The 13,637-nt window shown below is 74.2% G+C and carries 14 protein-coding genes; 4 read left to right on the top strand and 10 right to left on the bottom strand.

Going from position 1 to position 13,637, the window contains the following annotated elements:
• Window positions 1-174 precede the first annotated feature (174 nt).
• Window positions 175-2,505 carry an endopeptidase La gene (lon, locus tag O7628_RS29520; protein ID WP_278135606.1) on the bottom strand — a complete coding sequence of 777 codons (2,331 nt, stop codon included), beginning with the start codon at window positions 2,503-2,505 and terminating at the stop codon, window positions 175-177.
• Between the two features lie 265 nt (window positions 2,506-2,770).
• On the opposite strand from lon, the gene O7628_RS29525 reads away from it, so the two are divergent.
• The gene (locus tag O7628_RS29525; protein ID WP_074477251.1) at window positions 2,771-3,118 is read left to right on the top strand and encodes an Lsr2 family protein; all 348 of its coding nucleotides are present in this window, start codon (window positions 2,771-2,773) and stop codon (window positions 3,116-3,118) included.
• A gap of 207 nt (window positions 3,119-3,325) precedes the next feature.
• Here the strand turns inward: O7628_RS29525 and O7628_RS29530 are convergent, their stop codons facing one another.
• Complete coding sequence (locus tag O7628_RS29530) at window positions 3,326-4,606, bottom strand: hypothetical protein (protein ID WP_278135608.1); 1,281 nt, start codon at window positions 4,604-4,606, stop codon at window positions 3,326-3,328.
• Window positions 4,607-4,881: 275 nt separating this feature from the next.
• Window positions 4,882-5,775, bottom strand: a complete 894-nt coding sequence (locus tag O7628_RS29535; protein ID WP_278135611.1) for a DUF2726 domain-containing protein — start codon at window positions 5,773-5,775, stop codon at window positions 4,882-4,884.
• A 189-nt stretch (window positions 5,776-5,964) separates the two neighbouring features.
• Here O7628_RS29535 and O7628_RS29540 point away from each other — a divergent pair, with 189 nt between their 5' ends.
• Entirely contained in the window at window positions 5,965-7,095 is a 1,131-nt protein-coding gene (locus O7628_RS29540) for a DICT sensory domain-containing protein (RefSeq protein WP_278135612.1), read from the top strand.
• 41 nt (window positions 7,096-7,136) lie between these two features.
• On the opposite strand, the gene O7628_RS29545 is transcribed toward O7628_RS29540, so the two are convergent.
• Entirely contained in the window at window positions 7,137-7,835 is a 699-nt protein-coding gene (locus tag O7628_RS29545) for a CBS domain-containing protein (RefSeq protein ID WP_278135613.1), read from the bottom strand.
• Between the two features lie 213 nt (window positions 7,836-8,048).
• On the opposite strand from O7628_RS29545, the gene O7628_RS29550 reads away from it, so the two are divergent.
• Complete coding sequence (locus tag O7628_RS29550) at window positions 8,049-8,624, top strand: DoxX family membrane protein (protein WP_278135614.1); 576 nt, start codon at window positions 8,049-8,051, stop codon at window positions 8,622-8,624.
• Between the two features lie 215 nt (window positions 8,625-8,839).
• Window positions 8,840-9,208, top strand: a complete 369-nt coding sequence (locus tag O7628_RS29555) for an FKBP-type peptidyl-prolyl cis-trans isomerase (protein ID WP_074477367.1) — start codon at window positions 8,840-8,842, stop codon at window positions 9,206-9,208.
• 82 nt (window positions 9,209-9,290) lie between these two features.
• Here O7628_RS29555 and O7628_RS29560 read toward each other — a convergent pair whose 3' ends face one another.
• The 6 genes from O7628_RS29560 to O7628_RS29585 form a co-directional block, all read right to left on the bottom strand.
• Window positions 9,291-9,731, bottom strand: a complete 441-nt coding sequence (locus tag O7628_RS29560; RefSeq protein WP_278135617.1) for an STAS domain-containing protein — start codon at window positions 9,729-9,731, stop codon at window positions 9,291-9,293.
• A 188-nt stretch (window positions 9,732-9,919) separates the two neighbouring features.
• The gene (locus tag O7628_RS29565; protein WP_278135619.1) at window positions 9,920-10,207 is read right to left on the bottom strand and encodes a hypothetical protein; all 288 of its coding nucleotides are present in this window, start codon (window positions 10,205-10,207) and stop codon (window positions 9,920-9,922) included.
• On the bottom strand, window positions 10,204-10,461 hold the full coding sequence (locus O7628_RS29570; protein WP_278135621.1) for a hypothetical protein: 258 nt from the start codon (window positions 10,459-10,461) through the stop codon (window positions 10,204-10,206). Before O7628_RS29570 ends, O7628_RS29565 begins: the two co-directional genes overlap by 4 nt.
• Entirely contained in the window at window positions 10,458-10,655 is a 198-nt protein-coding gene (locus O7628_RS29575) for a hypothetical protein (RefSeq protein ID WP_278135623.1), read from the bottom strand. The genes O7628_RS29570 and O7628_RS29575 overlap by 4 nt, the downstream gene beginning before the upstream one ends.
• 243 nt (window positions 10,656-10,898) lie before the next feature.
• Complete coding sequence (locus tag O7628_RS29580) at window positions 10,899-12,098, bottom strand: helix-turn-helix transcriptional regulator (protein ID WP_278135625.1); 1,200 nt, start codon at window positions 12,096-12,098, stop codon at window positions 10,899-10,901.
• A 174-nt stretch (window positions 12,099-12,272) separates the two neighbouring features.
• Window positions 12,273-13,547: an Ig-like domain-containing protein gene (locus tag O7628_RS29585; protein ID WP_278135626.1), complete on the bottom strand. Its 1,275-nt coding sequence runs from the start codon at window positions 13,545-13,547 to the stop codon at window positions 12,273-12,275.
• Between the last annotated feature and the right edge of the window lie 90 nt (window positions 13,548-13,637).

Genomic DNA, 13,637 nt, shown 5'->3' on the forward strand with positions numbered 1-13,637 from the left:
GGGGGTGCCTCCATGGCGTGCCGCCGCGCGGGCGGGTGAGATACTTGACGATTCAAGGACCACCGTACTGGCCCGCCCCGCCCCGCCGGGCGACCGCCCGGCCGCCCCACCCCCGCAGTAGGCAGGGGCCCCTTGTCATCGGAGAAGCGATGACAAGGGGCCCCTGCTCACCTGTCAGGCGGCCGTGAGGGCCGGGTCGGTGCGGGTGTCGGCGTCGGCCGGGCGCAGCGCCAGGGCGAGCACGTCGGCCACGTCCGCGAGGGTGTGCACGGTCAGCGCCCCGCGCACCTCGGCCGGCAGGTCGTCCAGGTCCGGCTCGTTGCGCGCCGGGATGATCACCTCGGTCAGGCCGGCCCGGTGCGCGGCGAGCAGCTTCTGCTTCACCCCGCCGATGGGCAGCACCCGCCCGGAGAGGGTCACCTCGCCGGTCATCCCGAACTCCGGGCGCACCGGCCGGCCGGTCACCAGCGACGCCAGCGCGGTGACCATCGTGATGCCGGCGCTCGGCCCGTCCTTCGGCACCGCGCCCGCCGGGACGTGCAGGTGGATGCGCCGCCCGGCGAGGGCGTTCGGGTCGATGCCGAACCGGCGGCCGTTGGAGCGCAGGTACGACAGCGCGATGTGGGCGGACTCCTTCATCACGTCGCCGAGCTGGCCGGTGAGCGTCAGCCCCGGCTCGCCCTCCATGCTGGTGGCCTCGATGAAGAGCACGTCGCCGCCCGCGCCGGTCACGGCGAGGCCGGTGGCCACGCCGGGCACCGCGGTCCGCTCCGCCGACTCCGGGGTGAACCGGGGCCGCCCCAGGTAGCGGGCCAGGTTGTCCGCGTCCACCCGCACCGGGGCGGGGTCGTCGGCCAGGGCGACGGCGACCTTGCGCAGGATCTTCGCCAGGGCCCGTTCGAGCTGCCGGACGCCGGCCTCCCGGGTGTGCTCCCCCGCGATCAGGGTCAGGGCCTCGTCGGCGACGGTGACCTCCTCGGCGGTCAGCCCGGCCCGCTGGAGCTGCCGGGGCAGCAGGTGGTCGCGGGCGATGGCGACCTTCTCGTCCTCCGTGTAGCCGTCGAGGGTGACCAGCTCCATCCGGTCCAGCAGCGGGCCGGGGATGGTCTCCACCACGTTGGCGGTGGCCAGGAACAGCACGTCGGACAGGTCGAGGTCGACCTCGAGGTAGTGGTCGCGGAAGGTGTGGTTCTGCGCCGGGTCGAGCACCTCCAGCAGGGCGGCGGCGGGGTCGCCGGAGTATCCGACGGCCAGCTTGTCGACCTCGTCGAGGAGCACGACCGGGTTCATCGAGCCGGCCTCGCGCAGGGCGCGGACGATCCGGCCGGGCAGCGCGCCGACGTACGTGCGCCGGTGGCCCCGGACCTCGGCCTCGTCGCGGACGCCGCCGAGGGAGACCCGGACGAAGTTGCGCCCGAGCGCCCGGGCCACGGACTCGCCGAGGCTGGTCTTGCCGACGCCGGGCGGGCCGGCGAGGGCGAGCACCGCGCCGGAACCGCGCCCGCCGACCACGCCGAGGTTGCGCTCGGCGCGGCGGTTGCGCACCGCGAGGTACTCCAGGATGCGGTCCTTGACGTCGGCCAGGCCGGCGTGGTCGGCGTCGAGCACCGCGCGGGCCGCGGCCAGGTCGGTGTTGTCCTCGGTACGCGTGGTCCACGGCATCTCCAGGACCGTGTCGAGCCAGGTGCGGATCCACCCCGCCTCCGGGGAGGCGTCGCTGGCCCGCTCCAGCTTGCCGACCTCGCGCAGCGCCGCCTCGCGGACCTTCTCCGGCAGCACGGCGGCCTCCACCCGGGCCCGGTAGTCGGCGGAGCCGTCCGGGGAGTCCTCGCCGAGCTCCTTGCGGATCGCGGCGAGCTGCTGGCGGAGCAGGAACTCGCGCTGGGTCTTCTCCAGGCCCTCGCGCACGTCGCTGTTGATCTGCTCGGTGACCTCCTGCTCGGCCAGGTGGTCACGCACCCAGCCGACCAGCAGTTCCAGCCGGGCGGTGACGTCCGCGGCGGCGAGCAGCTCGGTCTTCTGCGCCAGGGTGAGCCAGGGCGCGTAGCCGGCCGCGTCGGCCAGCTCGGAGAGGTCGGTCATGCGCTCCATGGCGTCGATGACCTGCCAGGCGCCGCGCTGCTGGAGGACCGAGGTCATCAGGGCGCGGTACTCGCGGGCCAGGTCCCGGGCCCGGCCGGCCGGGGCGGGCTCGTCGAGCTGGGTCGCCTCGACCCAGAGGGCGGCGCCGGGCCCGGGTACGCCGGAGCCGATCCGGGCCCGGGACAGCCCGCGGACCACGGCGGCCGGCTCGCCGTCGGGCAGCCGGCCGACCTTCTCGATGGTGGCGATCACGCCGACGGGGCCGTACTCGCCGTCGATGCGGGGCACGGCGAGGACCTTCTTGTCGCCGGTGGCCCGCGCGGCGTCGACCGCGGCCTGGGTGGTGGGGTCGAGGGTCACCGGGACGACCATGCCGGGCAGCAGGACGGCGTCGGTGAGGGGTAGTACCGGAAGAGTTGCCATCGAACACCTGCCATCGGTTGACTTGAGCGTGTCAGGCTCAAGTCCCGGCCGGCTCCCGTTGTTCCGGGATGTGACCCGGGACACGCCGACACCCCGTCGGGCGGGCCGCCGGGCGAACCCGTACTGGCAAATTCCACAGTCGCCAGCGGGATTGCATCACCGACAAGTCGACGCGCCGAATGCAAACGGGGCATATTCTTGCGGATTTGCCCGGCGATACGTCAAACTCGTAACACACCCCGCCCCACACAAGGAGTAATTGGCGATGGCCCGGAAAGTAATCACCGTCTTGACTGACGACCTCGATGGCGGGAAGGCGGATCGGACCGTCGAGTTCAGCCTGGACGGCGTGGCGTACACCATCGATGTGTCCGACGAGAACGCCGGCACCCTCCGGAAGGCACTCGACCCCTACATCAACGCTGGCCGGCGAATCGGCCGAGGGCCGGTCGACGCCGGCCGGCCGGTCCGCCGCCCCGGCCGGGCGCCGGTCTCGGGAATGGATCGCGAGCAGAACCGGGCGATCCGGGAATGGGCCACCAAGAACGGCTACGAGATTTCCGACCGGGGCCGGATCCCCGTCTCCGTCGTCGAGGCCTTCAAGAACCGCTGAGCCGCCACCGCGCCCACCATGCGGAACACCGGGGCCACGCTGGGATTCAGCGGTGGCCCCGGGCCTATTCCGGCGGCATTTTCCACGGACCCGCCCGGCGCCGTGGCGCGCCTGGTCACGCCGCCCACGACCGGCGCGCGACGCGGAGCCGCCCGGGGCGGTAGCTGCCCCGGGCGGCCCGGATGTGCGTACGGCGCGGCCGTCCGGTCAGTTGACCTGGATCCGCACCACGTCGATCGCCGGGGTCTGGTTGGCCCGCTCCATCATCGGGATCCGGTGCGAACCGTCACCGGCCCAGACGGAGCACTGCGCCGTGCCGGCCTGCGGCAGGCCCGGCACCTGGATGATGACGTCGTCCGGCTGCGAGCCGCCCCGGCCGTCCTCGGTGGCCACGAAGAACGCCGGGACGTCCTGCGGGTTCGGGGGCTGCCGGGTGCTGTTGAGCATCCGGCAGGCGGTGTGGAAGTGCCCCCGCACCAGGCCCTGCCCGTTGAGCAGGGAGCTCTCCAGGTAGTAGCCGCCCTGGCCGGCGGCGAGGAACCGGTCCCGGATCAGGTTGCGGGTGGTGACCCGGAGCTGGAACGCCTGGTTGCGCTGGACCTGGTTGGGGAACTGGGTGATCAGCAGCGACGGGTTGTTCGCCGCCGCGCCGACCTCGCCGAACGCGGTGCTGACGCACCGGTTGCCGTTCTGGAAGCCGTCGTGCGGCTGCAACCGGCTGTTGGTGCAGTCCTTGGCGAGGACGCCGAGCCCGTTGCCGTTGTTGTTGCCGCCGTTCTGGCCCCCGTTGTTGTTCCCGCCGTTGTTGTTGCCCCCGTTGTTGTTGCCCCCGTTGTTGTTCCCGGCGTTGGGATTGGCACCGACCGCAAGTTGGCACGGGGCGAGCTGTCCGAGGCCCTGCGGCCGCTGCGCCACCCGGCCGATGGCGGTCGCGATGCGGTCCAGGGTCGCCCGGCGCTTGTCCGCCAGCGGCCCGAGGATCGCGTTCTGGATGAACTGCCCCCCGTTGCGGCCCTCGGCGGCCAGCCGCTTGTTCGCCTCGTCGATCTGGGTCTTGAGCAGCGCGAGGTTGCGGTCCACCTCGGCCTTGGCGGCGGCCGGGACCGGGGGCAGCTTGCCGGCGACGTCGGGGCAGGCGATCGTCGAGCCCGCCGGGGCGGCGTTGGTGTTGGCGTTCGTGGCGGTGCCGCCGGCCTTGAGCGACTGGCACTCCGCGACCGACATCTGCCCGTCGCCCCAGTGGTTGCGCACCCACCGGCCGTTCTGCCACGTCTGGGTCGTGCTGCTGCCGATGTTCGAGGTCGCGCCGGGGCTGGGCGCCACGCACGACGCCGCCGCGGCGCGGGTGGTCGTCCGCCGGTCCCCGGCGGACGAGATCTGGGTCACGGCGACGATTCCACCGAAGACCGCAAGCGTGCCGACAACGGCCAGCAGCCGCTTGCTCCGCGCGTTACCGGATGACCGGCGCGCCCGTGGGGACCTGCGCATCGAATTGCTCTCCTTCTCGATCCGGTAGTTGACTCGTGACCCCGTCGGACCGATGAATTCGGGTGGGACGCCTCGGCGAGGATCACTGCGACGTTCCGGTCGCGTGTCGATGACCGACGATGCCCTTTCCTCATCGTCGTCGCGCCGGCCGGCGCGGCGGGGAGATCCGTCTCCATTCGGGCTGGAGTACGGACCCGCGGCGGCGGCGGTTCAACCCGGATACGGGAAATTTATGGAGAGCCGGGAAGGGCTGGTCACCCGGTGGACGGGGTCGGTCAGCCGGCGCAGAGGTGCTCGAAGGCGAAGCCGTCGCGCATCTCGTCGCGGCGCTCCCGCAGCCGGCGGATGTCCCGGCCGAGTTCGTCACGCGACACCAGATCCGGGCCGGCCGCCTCGACGTCGCGCAGCCGCTCGCCGACCGCCACGGCGGCCAGGTCCTCGGCGAGGCGGCCGGCGTCCACGCCGCAGGAGAAGCGCTGCTGGACGACCTGCACCCGCTCCACCAGGCAGCGGTCGGGACGCACCTCCACCCAGCTCCAGCCCTCCACCGGGCCGTCGGCCCAGCGCACGTGCAGACCCCGCACGATCGGGTCGACCAGCCGGCGGGACACGTACGCCTCCACGGCCGCCGCCCGGGCGAGGGCGCCGAGGTCGTTGACGTGACCGGTGCGCCCGTCCGGCAGCCGGCCGACGATCTCCCGGAACTCCACGGGCAGGGCCTCCGCCGGGTCGTCCTGGCCCGGGGCAGGCGCGACGGCGTCGGCGTAGGCGCGGGCGTCGATGACGTACGCCACGATCCGGCGGCCGTGGTCGGCGGCGCGCAACGTGGGCGAGACGATCCGCAGCACCGGCAGGCCGACGGCCGCGCAGACGGCGTTCTTCATCCGCTCGGCGCGCTGCGCGGCGGAGCCGGCCGGGACGGGCGGCCCGATCTCGACGGCGAACAGCGGGCGGCCGCTGTCGCCGGCGCACACCACGTGGTCGAATCCCTCCCGGCCGGCCGAGGTCCACTGGTGGCCCGTGACGCCCGGCGGGCGGCCGTGCACCAGCTCCCCCACCCGCCGTGGCCCGTAGACGACCTGACCGGCACGGGTGAGGACCGGCGCCCGCCCGGTCGACGCCGCGACCGGGCGCAGCAGGGAGCCGTGGTCACTACCGGTGCGTGCCATCGCCTGTTCCGTCCGTCGGGCCGTCGACGGCCGAGTCTAGGCCGCCGACCGGGACGCCCACCTCGCCGGTGCGGTCCGCGCGGCCTCACCGGTCTGGGCCACCGCGGGCCCGGCGGGAACGCTCCCGGCCCCCGGTCCCGGGCGGGGCCGACGGATGCGGCCGGAGATCCGATTCTCTAGGCTCAGCGCGTGCTGCACAGTGGACGGGCTCCGGAACTTCTGACCAAGCGCAGCCTCGTCGCTGTCTCCCACGCCATCGAGAGCGCCGCCCTGGCCACCGCCGAGGACGGCCCGCTCCTGGTGATCGCCCTCTTCCAGCGGATGCCCTACTTCGACCGCGAGCGGGCGGTCTACGAGCGGATCGCGGCCACGGCGGCGGCGGCCGTGGTGGGCGTGGTCGGGCAACGCCCCGAGGCGCTGCCGGCCGGCGTGTGCGGCGTGGCCCTGGACGAGACCGAGGACCTCGCCCGGGAGTGGAGCGTGGTGGCGCTGACCCCCCGGTTCGGCGCGGCGCTGGTCGCCTACGACCGGGTGGAGGTCGAGCCGGCGGCCACGCTGGAGTCGGGTCGGCTCTTCGACGGGCGGTGGGGGTTCCGCCGCGACGAGGCGCTGCACGAGGTCGTCCGGCTGCGCGACCTGCTCGCCGACCGGCTCCCCGGCGCGGTCCGGCTCGCCGTGGAGGAGACGCTGGCCCGGGTGCGGGACCTGCCCGCCACGCCGGGCGAGGCCCGGGGCGAGGCGGCGTTGCGGCTGATGTTCTCCCGCGCCGAACGCGCGGCCCGGGCCCGCCGGCCCGGCGGGCGGGACCGCAGCGCCGGCATGCCCCCGGCGGAGCCGGCCCCGCTGCTGGACGAGCCGGGGATGCGCCGGTGGACCGGCGCGGACGGGGTCACCGCCTCGGGCACGCTGCCGGTGGCGCTGGTCGGCGTCCGGGTGGACGAGCCGGCGGGCGCGCCGGAGCGCTTCGGCCGCCGCAGCGCCGCCCGGGAGGCGCAGGCGGTGATCGGGGCGGTCACCGCGCCGCTGCGCCCCGTGGACCGGGCGGTGCGCCTGTCCGAGCAGGAGTACCTGCTGATCCTGCCGGCGCTGACCGAGGACCAGGCGATGACCGTCGCCGGCCAGGTGCACGAGGCGGTCGCCGGCCTGGCCCGGTCGTATCCCTTCGTGGCCTTCGCGGTGCACGCCGCGGTCACCGTGACCGGCCGCCGGCCGCTGCCCGTGGGCGACGTCCGGCACGCCGTCGGGTGGGCCGCCCGGGAGGGGGTGCCCGTCGCCCGGCTGGCCCCCGAGTCGGCCGAGGTGCCCGTCGGGCAGCCGTAGCCGCGGCGGGGCGGGCCGACGCTCAGGCCACCGGGTGACGCTCAGGCCACCGGGGTGACCTGGCCGTCGGCGAGCGCGACGAGGGCCTCGTCGTCGACGTCGTACGCGATGGTGTTGACGACGCGGACCACGCCGCCGACCTGCGCGGCGAGCCGGCCGGCGAGGTCGACCCCGCTGCGCCGGTCCAGCCGCCCGTCGAGGGTGACCTCGCCGTCGCGCACCTGCACGGTCACCAGCCCGTCCCGCACGGCCAGGACCCGCCGCAGGACCTCCCGCACGACCTCCTCGCGGATCTCGGCGTCGGTGCGCAGGTGCACCCGCAGCAGGTCGCCACGGGTGACGATGCCGACCAGCCGGCCGAGGTCGTCGAGGACGGGCAGCCGCCGGATCGCGTCCCGGTCGAGCTGCCGCGCCGCGGCCGGCAGGGACGCCTGCGGGTACGTCGTCACCGCCGGCGCGGTCATCAGGTCCCCGGCGACCAGTGCGCCGGCCTTCTCCCGGGCCACCCGGCGACGCCGGCCCTCGAAGACCCGCCGCCCGTCCGGGTGCCCGACCCGTTCGATCCGGTGCAGCAGATCCGTCTCGGAGACGACGCCCAGCACCCGGCTGAACCCGTCGACCACCGGCACGCCGCTGACGCCCCGGCGGACGAGCACGTCCACGATCTGCCGGTACGGGGTCTCCTCCCCCACCGTCGCGACGTCCTTGGTCATCACGTCGCCCACCTGCCAGGTCCTCATCACGACCTCCCTGCCGTCGTCACGCCCGACGCTAGGACGCGCTCCGGCGGGCCGGCAGAGGCCGTGGGCCGGTGCCGGGACGGCCGACGGACCGGGTGGACCGGGGTCGAAGGTCCCGGGCCGAAGCGGACCCATCGGCCCTGCCGGGCCCACCGGTCGCGGCTGTCCAATGGAACTGCCACCGGGAAGCGCGGTGCGAGGACAGGAAGGGACGTGGACACCATGACCGCGACGATCGAGCGGACCACCGCCAGGACCACCGCACCGGCGGCCGAGAACACCAGGACGACCGAGACCACCCGGGAGCGGGCCACCCGCTACGTCCTCGCCGGCATCCGGCTCGCGCTGGGTTGGACCTTCCTCTGGGCCTTCCTCGACAAGATGTTCGGCCTCGGCCACGAGACCGCCGCGAAGAACGCCTGGATCAACGGGGGCAGCCCCACCAAGGGCTTCCTGAGCTTCGGCGCGGCCGGCCCGCTCAAGGGGTTCTACAACGGGATCGCCGGCGCCGCCTGGGCGGACTGGCTGTTCATGGCCGGCCTGGCCGCGATCGGCGTGGCCCTGCTGCTGGGCGTCGGCACACGGATCGCCGCCACCGCCGGTGGCCTGCTCCTGGTGATGATGTGGACGGCCGTCCTGCCCCCCGAGAACAACCCGTTCATGGACGACCACCTCATCTACGCCGCGGTGCTGGCGGTCCTGGCCATGGCCGGCGCGGGCGACACCCTCGGCCTCGGGCAGACCTGGAAGCGGCTGGCCATCGTCCAGCGGTTCCCCTGGCTGCGATGACCGACAGGCACCACGGACCCGGCGGGCGTCACCTTCCGAAGGTGACGCCCGCCGTCGCGTGTGCCCGGCCGGGCCACCCGCCCGCCCGCTGCGTCGCGGCGGGCGGGCCCGCCGCGCGGGCGTCGGCGACGGGACCGATGGAGATCGGCGGATCACGATCCGGCAGGATCGACGGCGACCGCAGTGGACGCACCACCGAGCAGGAGGCGTACGGCATGGACAAGCCCGAAATCGGCCCGATCGAGGGCGCGCCGCCCGCCGATCTCGTCATCGAGGACATCATCGTCGGCGACGGCCCGGAGGCCCAGCGGGGCCAGCGGGCCACCGTGCACTACGTGGGCGTGGCCCACTCGACGGGTCGCGAGTTCGACGCGTCGTGGAACCGGGGCGACGCGTTCGAGTTCCCCCTCGGCGGCGGGCGGGTCATCGCCGGCTGGGACCAGGGCGTCGTCGGCATGCGGGTCGGCGGCCGGCGCAAGCTGACCATCCCGCCGCACCTCGGGTACGGCAACCAGGGCGCCGGCGGCGTGATCGCGCCGGGCGAGACGCTCGTCTTCGTCGTGGACCTGCTCGGCGTGCGCTGAGCCTGACCCGTCGGCTTTCCGTCCGGGGCGTCGGCACCGCCGGCGGCCCGGACGGAGAGCGGCAGGGCGGGATCGCGGCAGTTCAGGCGGCCGGCGCCAGCGGCGCGGACGCGCTGCCCCGCTCGGCGACGAGCGGCACCAGCAGCCCCGGCGGCAACGCCAGGGGCGCGGGGGCGACCGGCCCGGTCGCGGCGGCGGCGGTGCCCGCCCGGACCGGGATGACCCGGTCAAGGCCGGTCACGTGCAGCACCCGGGCCACCATCGGGGCCGGGTCGACGAGCACCAGCTCGCCGCCCCGCGCGCGGGCCCGGCGGTGCGCGGCGACCAGCGCCCGCACCCCGGCGGCGGAGAGCAGCCGGACGCCGGAGAGGTCGAGCCGCAGCAGGGGGCGGGCGGGGGCGGCCCAGAGCGCGGAGCGCAGCGCGCCGACCGTGGCGATGTCGACCTCGCCGGTCGCCCTCATCTCCACGACGTCGTCACCCACGTCGACCTGCACGTGGAACCGATCGCTGCGCTGCTCCATGCCCACGAATCTAGCCCCACCCACCGACATTTCCGCCCTGCCCGGGAGTGACTCCGGGTACACCCAGGGTCTGACCCTGAGTCGCCCCGGATCCTCCCCTGGCAGGAGGCCGGGTAGGCGGGGGATTCTCCCTGGCAGAAGGCCGCCCACCGCCTCCTTTCGGGAGGGGTGGGACGGCTTTCGTCGTCTCAGGGCTGCCCGCGGGTCGCCGCCTCGATCCAGTCGGGGATCGGCGGTATCTGCCACTCCCACGGCCCGTACCAGCGGCGGTCGGTGTGCCTGCTGCCGTACAGGCCATGGGCGCCGGCCAGGATGCCGTGAACGTTGGTGGTGGCGATCGCGCCGTCGATGGCCACGACCTCCAGCTCGGTGGGCCGGAACCTGCGGCCCCGGTGGTCGACGATCTCAGGCGCACCGACCACCTGGTAGCGGCGTTCCACGGCCTCCCGCACCTTCGTGGCCCGGACGGTGTTCACCGGTTCACCGCGTCGTACAGGGCTTCCACCTTCACCAGCAGCTCCAGGCACCACGGGTGCGGGCACTGCACGGACTCCCACTGACATTCGAGGCCATGGCCGCGCACCCGCACCCAACCCGGCACGTCGGTCGGCTGACCGCCAACGTCCACCACCCGCATGTCGAGGTAGGTGGTACCGAGCTGGGCGGTGTGGGTGGCCCATTCGCCGGTACGCAGCGACAGCCGTTCCCCGGCGGCCACCCGGACGCTCACCACGCCGCCACCAGCCGTTCGAGGGCGGCCCAGTCGGTGTCGGCGAGATGGAGCATCCCGCGCGCCCAGGTGACCTCTTCGCAACCGTCCGGCGTGCATCGCCAGCAGGTGTGGCCGGCGGCGTGGCTGGTGACGACGAGACGCGCCACCGATGCGACGCTCGCGGCGTCGAGGTCGTCGACCATGCGGGTCACCGGTCGTACCTCACCTGGTAGCCGGTGTCGGGCGGTGGGGGCGGGTCGGACCGCCGCAGTAGCCACCGCACGATGTCGCGCAGCTCGGACCAAAACGCCACCGGATCGTCTCCCTCACTAGCTGGGGGCGGGTGGCGGCGGCTCGCACAAATCGCAGGATCGGAAACGACCACCGCCGCCCGTGACCGGCACGTTACGGCTGGTCACGGGCGGCGGCAGGGACAGTGTGTACCCCAGGGACAACTAACCGTCGAGGCCGATCGCCAACGCCAACTCCCGGGCGTCCTCGCCGACGGTGCCCCGCCGGCCGGCCAACTCCATGATCGCCATGCGGGCGTGCGGCCGGTGCCGAACCGTGTCGACGGACTCACGCAACGCCCGGCCGAGCAGATGCACCACCGCGACGTCCTCGCCGCGCATCATGTGTGCCCGCGCCGCATCCACCAGGTGCGTGGCCCGGCGGGTGCGTGACGGCAGCGACGAGTAGTCGGTGTGCGCCGCCCGCCGGATCGCCTCACCAGGTCGCACAAGGTCAATCTCAACGGTCACCCCGTACGCGGCGCACGCCGCCGGCCCGAACATCAACCACGGGTGGACGTACCCGCCGCCCAGCCGGTTCGCGGCCTCGTCGGCGGCGTCCCACGCCCGCCACGCCTGCCCGGACCGGCCCCGCTTGCTGTGCGCCAACGCGATCCCAAGCTGCGCCTGCCCCCACCGGGCCAACTGTTCGCCGCCGGCCGCCGGGTCGAGCAGCGCGGCGGCGTCCACCAACACCTGCTCGGCGGCGTCTGTCTGGTTCGACGCCCGATACACGTGCGCGTAGTACCAGGCCGCAGCGGCGATCGCGTCAGGGTTGTCGGCGTCCTGCGCGGCGGCCATCGCCCGGTCGGCGGCCAGCCACACCAGTTCCGGGTACGGCTGGTCGGCCGCGTACAACTGGGCGAGGTGGTACACGCGGGCCAGCTCGACGAGGGCGGCCCGCCGGTCGGTGCCGTCAAGTCGTCGAGCCGACATCCGGGCGTTGTCGAGCAGGTGCGGCAGCACGGCGGCGACCGCCCCCCGTTCGGTGCTCGATCGATGCCACAACGTCCACGCCTGGTCGACGAGACCACGCAGCACCATGGCCGTCGTGGGGTCGCCGGCCGGGTGGGTGGTGCGTTTCATGGCGGCGGCCACCTGGTCGACGTCGGGATGCCCGGCGCGGGTGACCGACGCGACCGGTAGCGGCTGGGAGCCGGTGAGGTCGGCCAGGTCGGTGATGTCGAGGACTTCGGCGAGGCGCAACAGCATCGGCAGGCGGGGAGGAAGCAGTCGACCCCCTTCGATGGCTTTGACCCATTCGGCGCTGCGGCCGACGAGGCCGCCGAGGACTGGGCGGGTGAGGCCGGCGCGTTCGCGGTGGGCGCGAAGCCTGCGGCCGAAGGTGCTGGTCGGCTCGGTCATGGTGTCTCCCAGGTAGCGGCTGGGGTGGTGGGCCGCCAGCCGCTACAACCGACGGCCCCACCGTCTGCAACGGTACGCCCAGACTCCCTGGCCTCCCGCGTGCCACGACCGCGACAGGGGTCGGCCCGCCACCGTGCGGTGGCGGGCCGGCCCGGCGGCCGTTCCTCCCGGTGGTCAGCCGCCGCTGGCCGACGGGGTCGGCGCGGGCGAGCCCCCGCCGGCCACCGCCCCCGGGTGCGGCGACGCGGTGTGCGGGCTGGGCCGCAGCCCGGCCGGGACGGGCAAAGCGCTGCCCTTGGCGAACTCGTCCCAGCTCACGTTCCAGGCCGTCCAGCCGTTGCCGGCCCGCAGCGGCACCTCGGTGCCCGTGACGGTGACCAGGTCGCCGACCTGCGTGACGCCCATCAGCCAGTCCGCGGCGGCGGCGGAGACGTTGGCGCAGCCGTGCGAGACGTTGCTGTAGCCCTGGTCGCCCTCCGACCACGGCGCGGAGTGGATGAACTCCCCGCCCCAGGTGAGCCGCTGGGCGTCGTCGACGTCGACGACGTAGCCGCCGTCGGGCTCGCCGCGGGTGTCGAACGTCGTCCGCTCGTGCTTCTCCATGATCACCATCTTGCCGCTGGAGCTGGGCGTGCTCGGCTTGCCGAGGCTGACCGGGATCCGGCGGACCAGCTTGCCGTCGCGGAACACCGACATCTGCTTGGTGGCGTTGTCGATGTCGACGGAGACCTGCCGGCCGATCTTGGAGGTGGCCCGGTGCTCGGCGTCGCCCACCAGGTCCTTGCCGATCGGCAACCCCTCCAGGGCCGCGCGGACGCTGATCTTCGTGCCCGGCCGCCAGAAGTCGGGGGCCCGGTAGTACGCCTGGCTGCCGTCCTCCAGCCAGGACCAGGTGCCCGGCTGCGGCGGGTCGGTCTTGACGAACAGCCGCTTCTGCACCGCTGCGCGCGCCTCCTTCGGCACCCCCGGGTCGAACGCCACCGTCACGGGCATCGCGGTGCCGTACGTCTGGTTGCCCGTGAAGTAGAGGGTGCTGGTGATCGCCGGCTTGGTCGGCTTCGGCGCGGTGCTGAACGTCGTGGTGCGGGTGGCGGTCCGCCCCCCGTCCCCCGTCACCGTCACCTCGGCGGTGTACGTCCGCCCGCCGGCCAGCGGCGCGCCGGGCACCCAGCTCGTCCCGTCCTCCCGGGGCTCCCCCGGGACCTGCCGGCCCTTGTCGTCGGTGAGCCGCACGCCGGTGACCCTGCCGTGGGCCACGCTGGTGCCGATCTCGGCGCTGACCGGGACGTCCCGCGCCCGGTCGGCGGGCGTCAGCTCGACCGCCGGCGGCGGCGCGACCCGCGCGGCCCGCTCGGCGGCCTTCCTCCCCTCGGCGGTGCATCCACCGAGAACCAGTGGTGTGGCTGCGATGGTTACCGCCAATAGCGTCAATCGCCGCCTCACGTCCATGTTCCGCACCCCTTTTCCGCTCCCCTTTGGCCACATTCTGTATGGCTTTCCGGGAGGCCCGGTGCGGTTTCCGGAAAAGGCGTGGCGTCA

It is taken from the genome of Micromonospora sp. WMMD956, from assembly GCF_029626125.1.
GTDB lineage: Bacteria > Actinomycetota > Actinomycetes > Mycobacteriales > Micromonosporaceae > Micromonospora > Micromonospora carbonacea.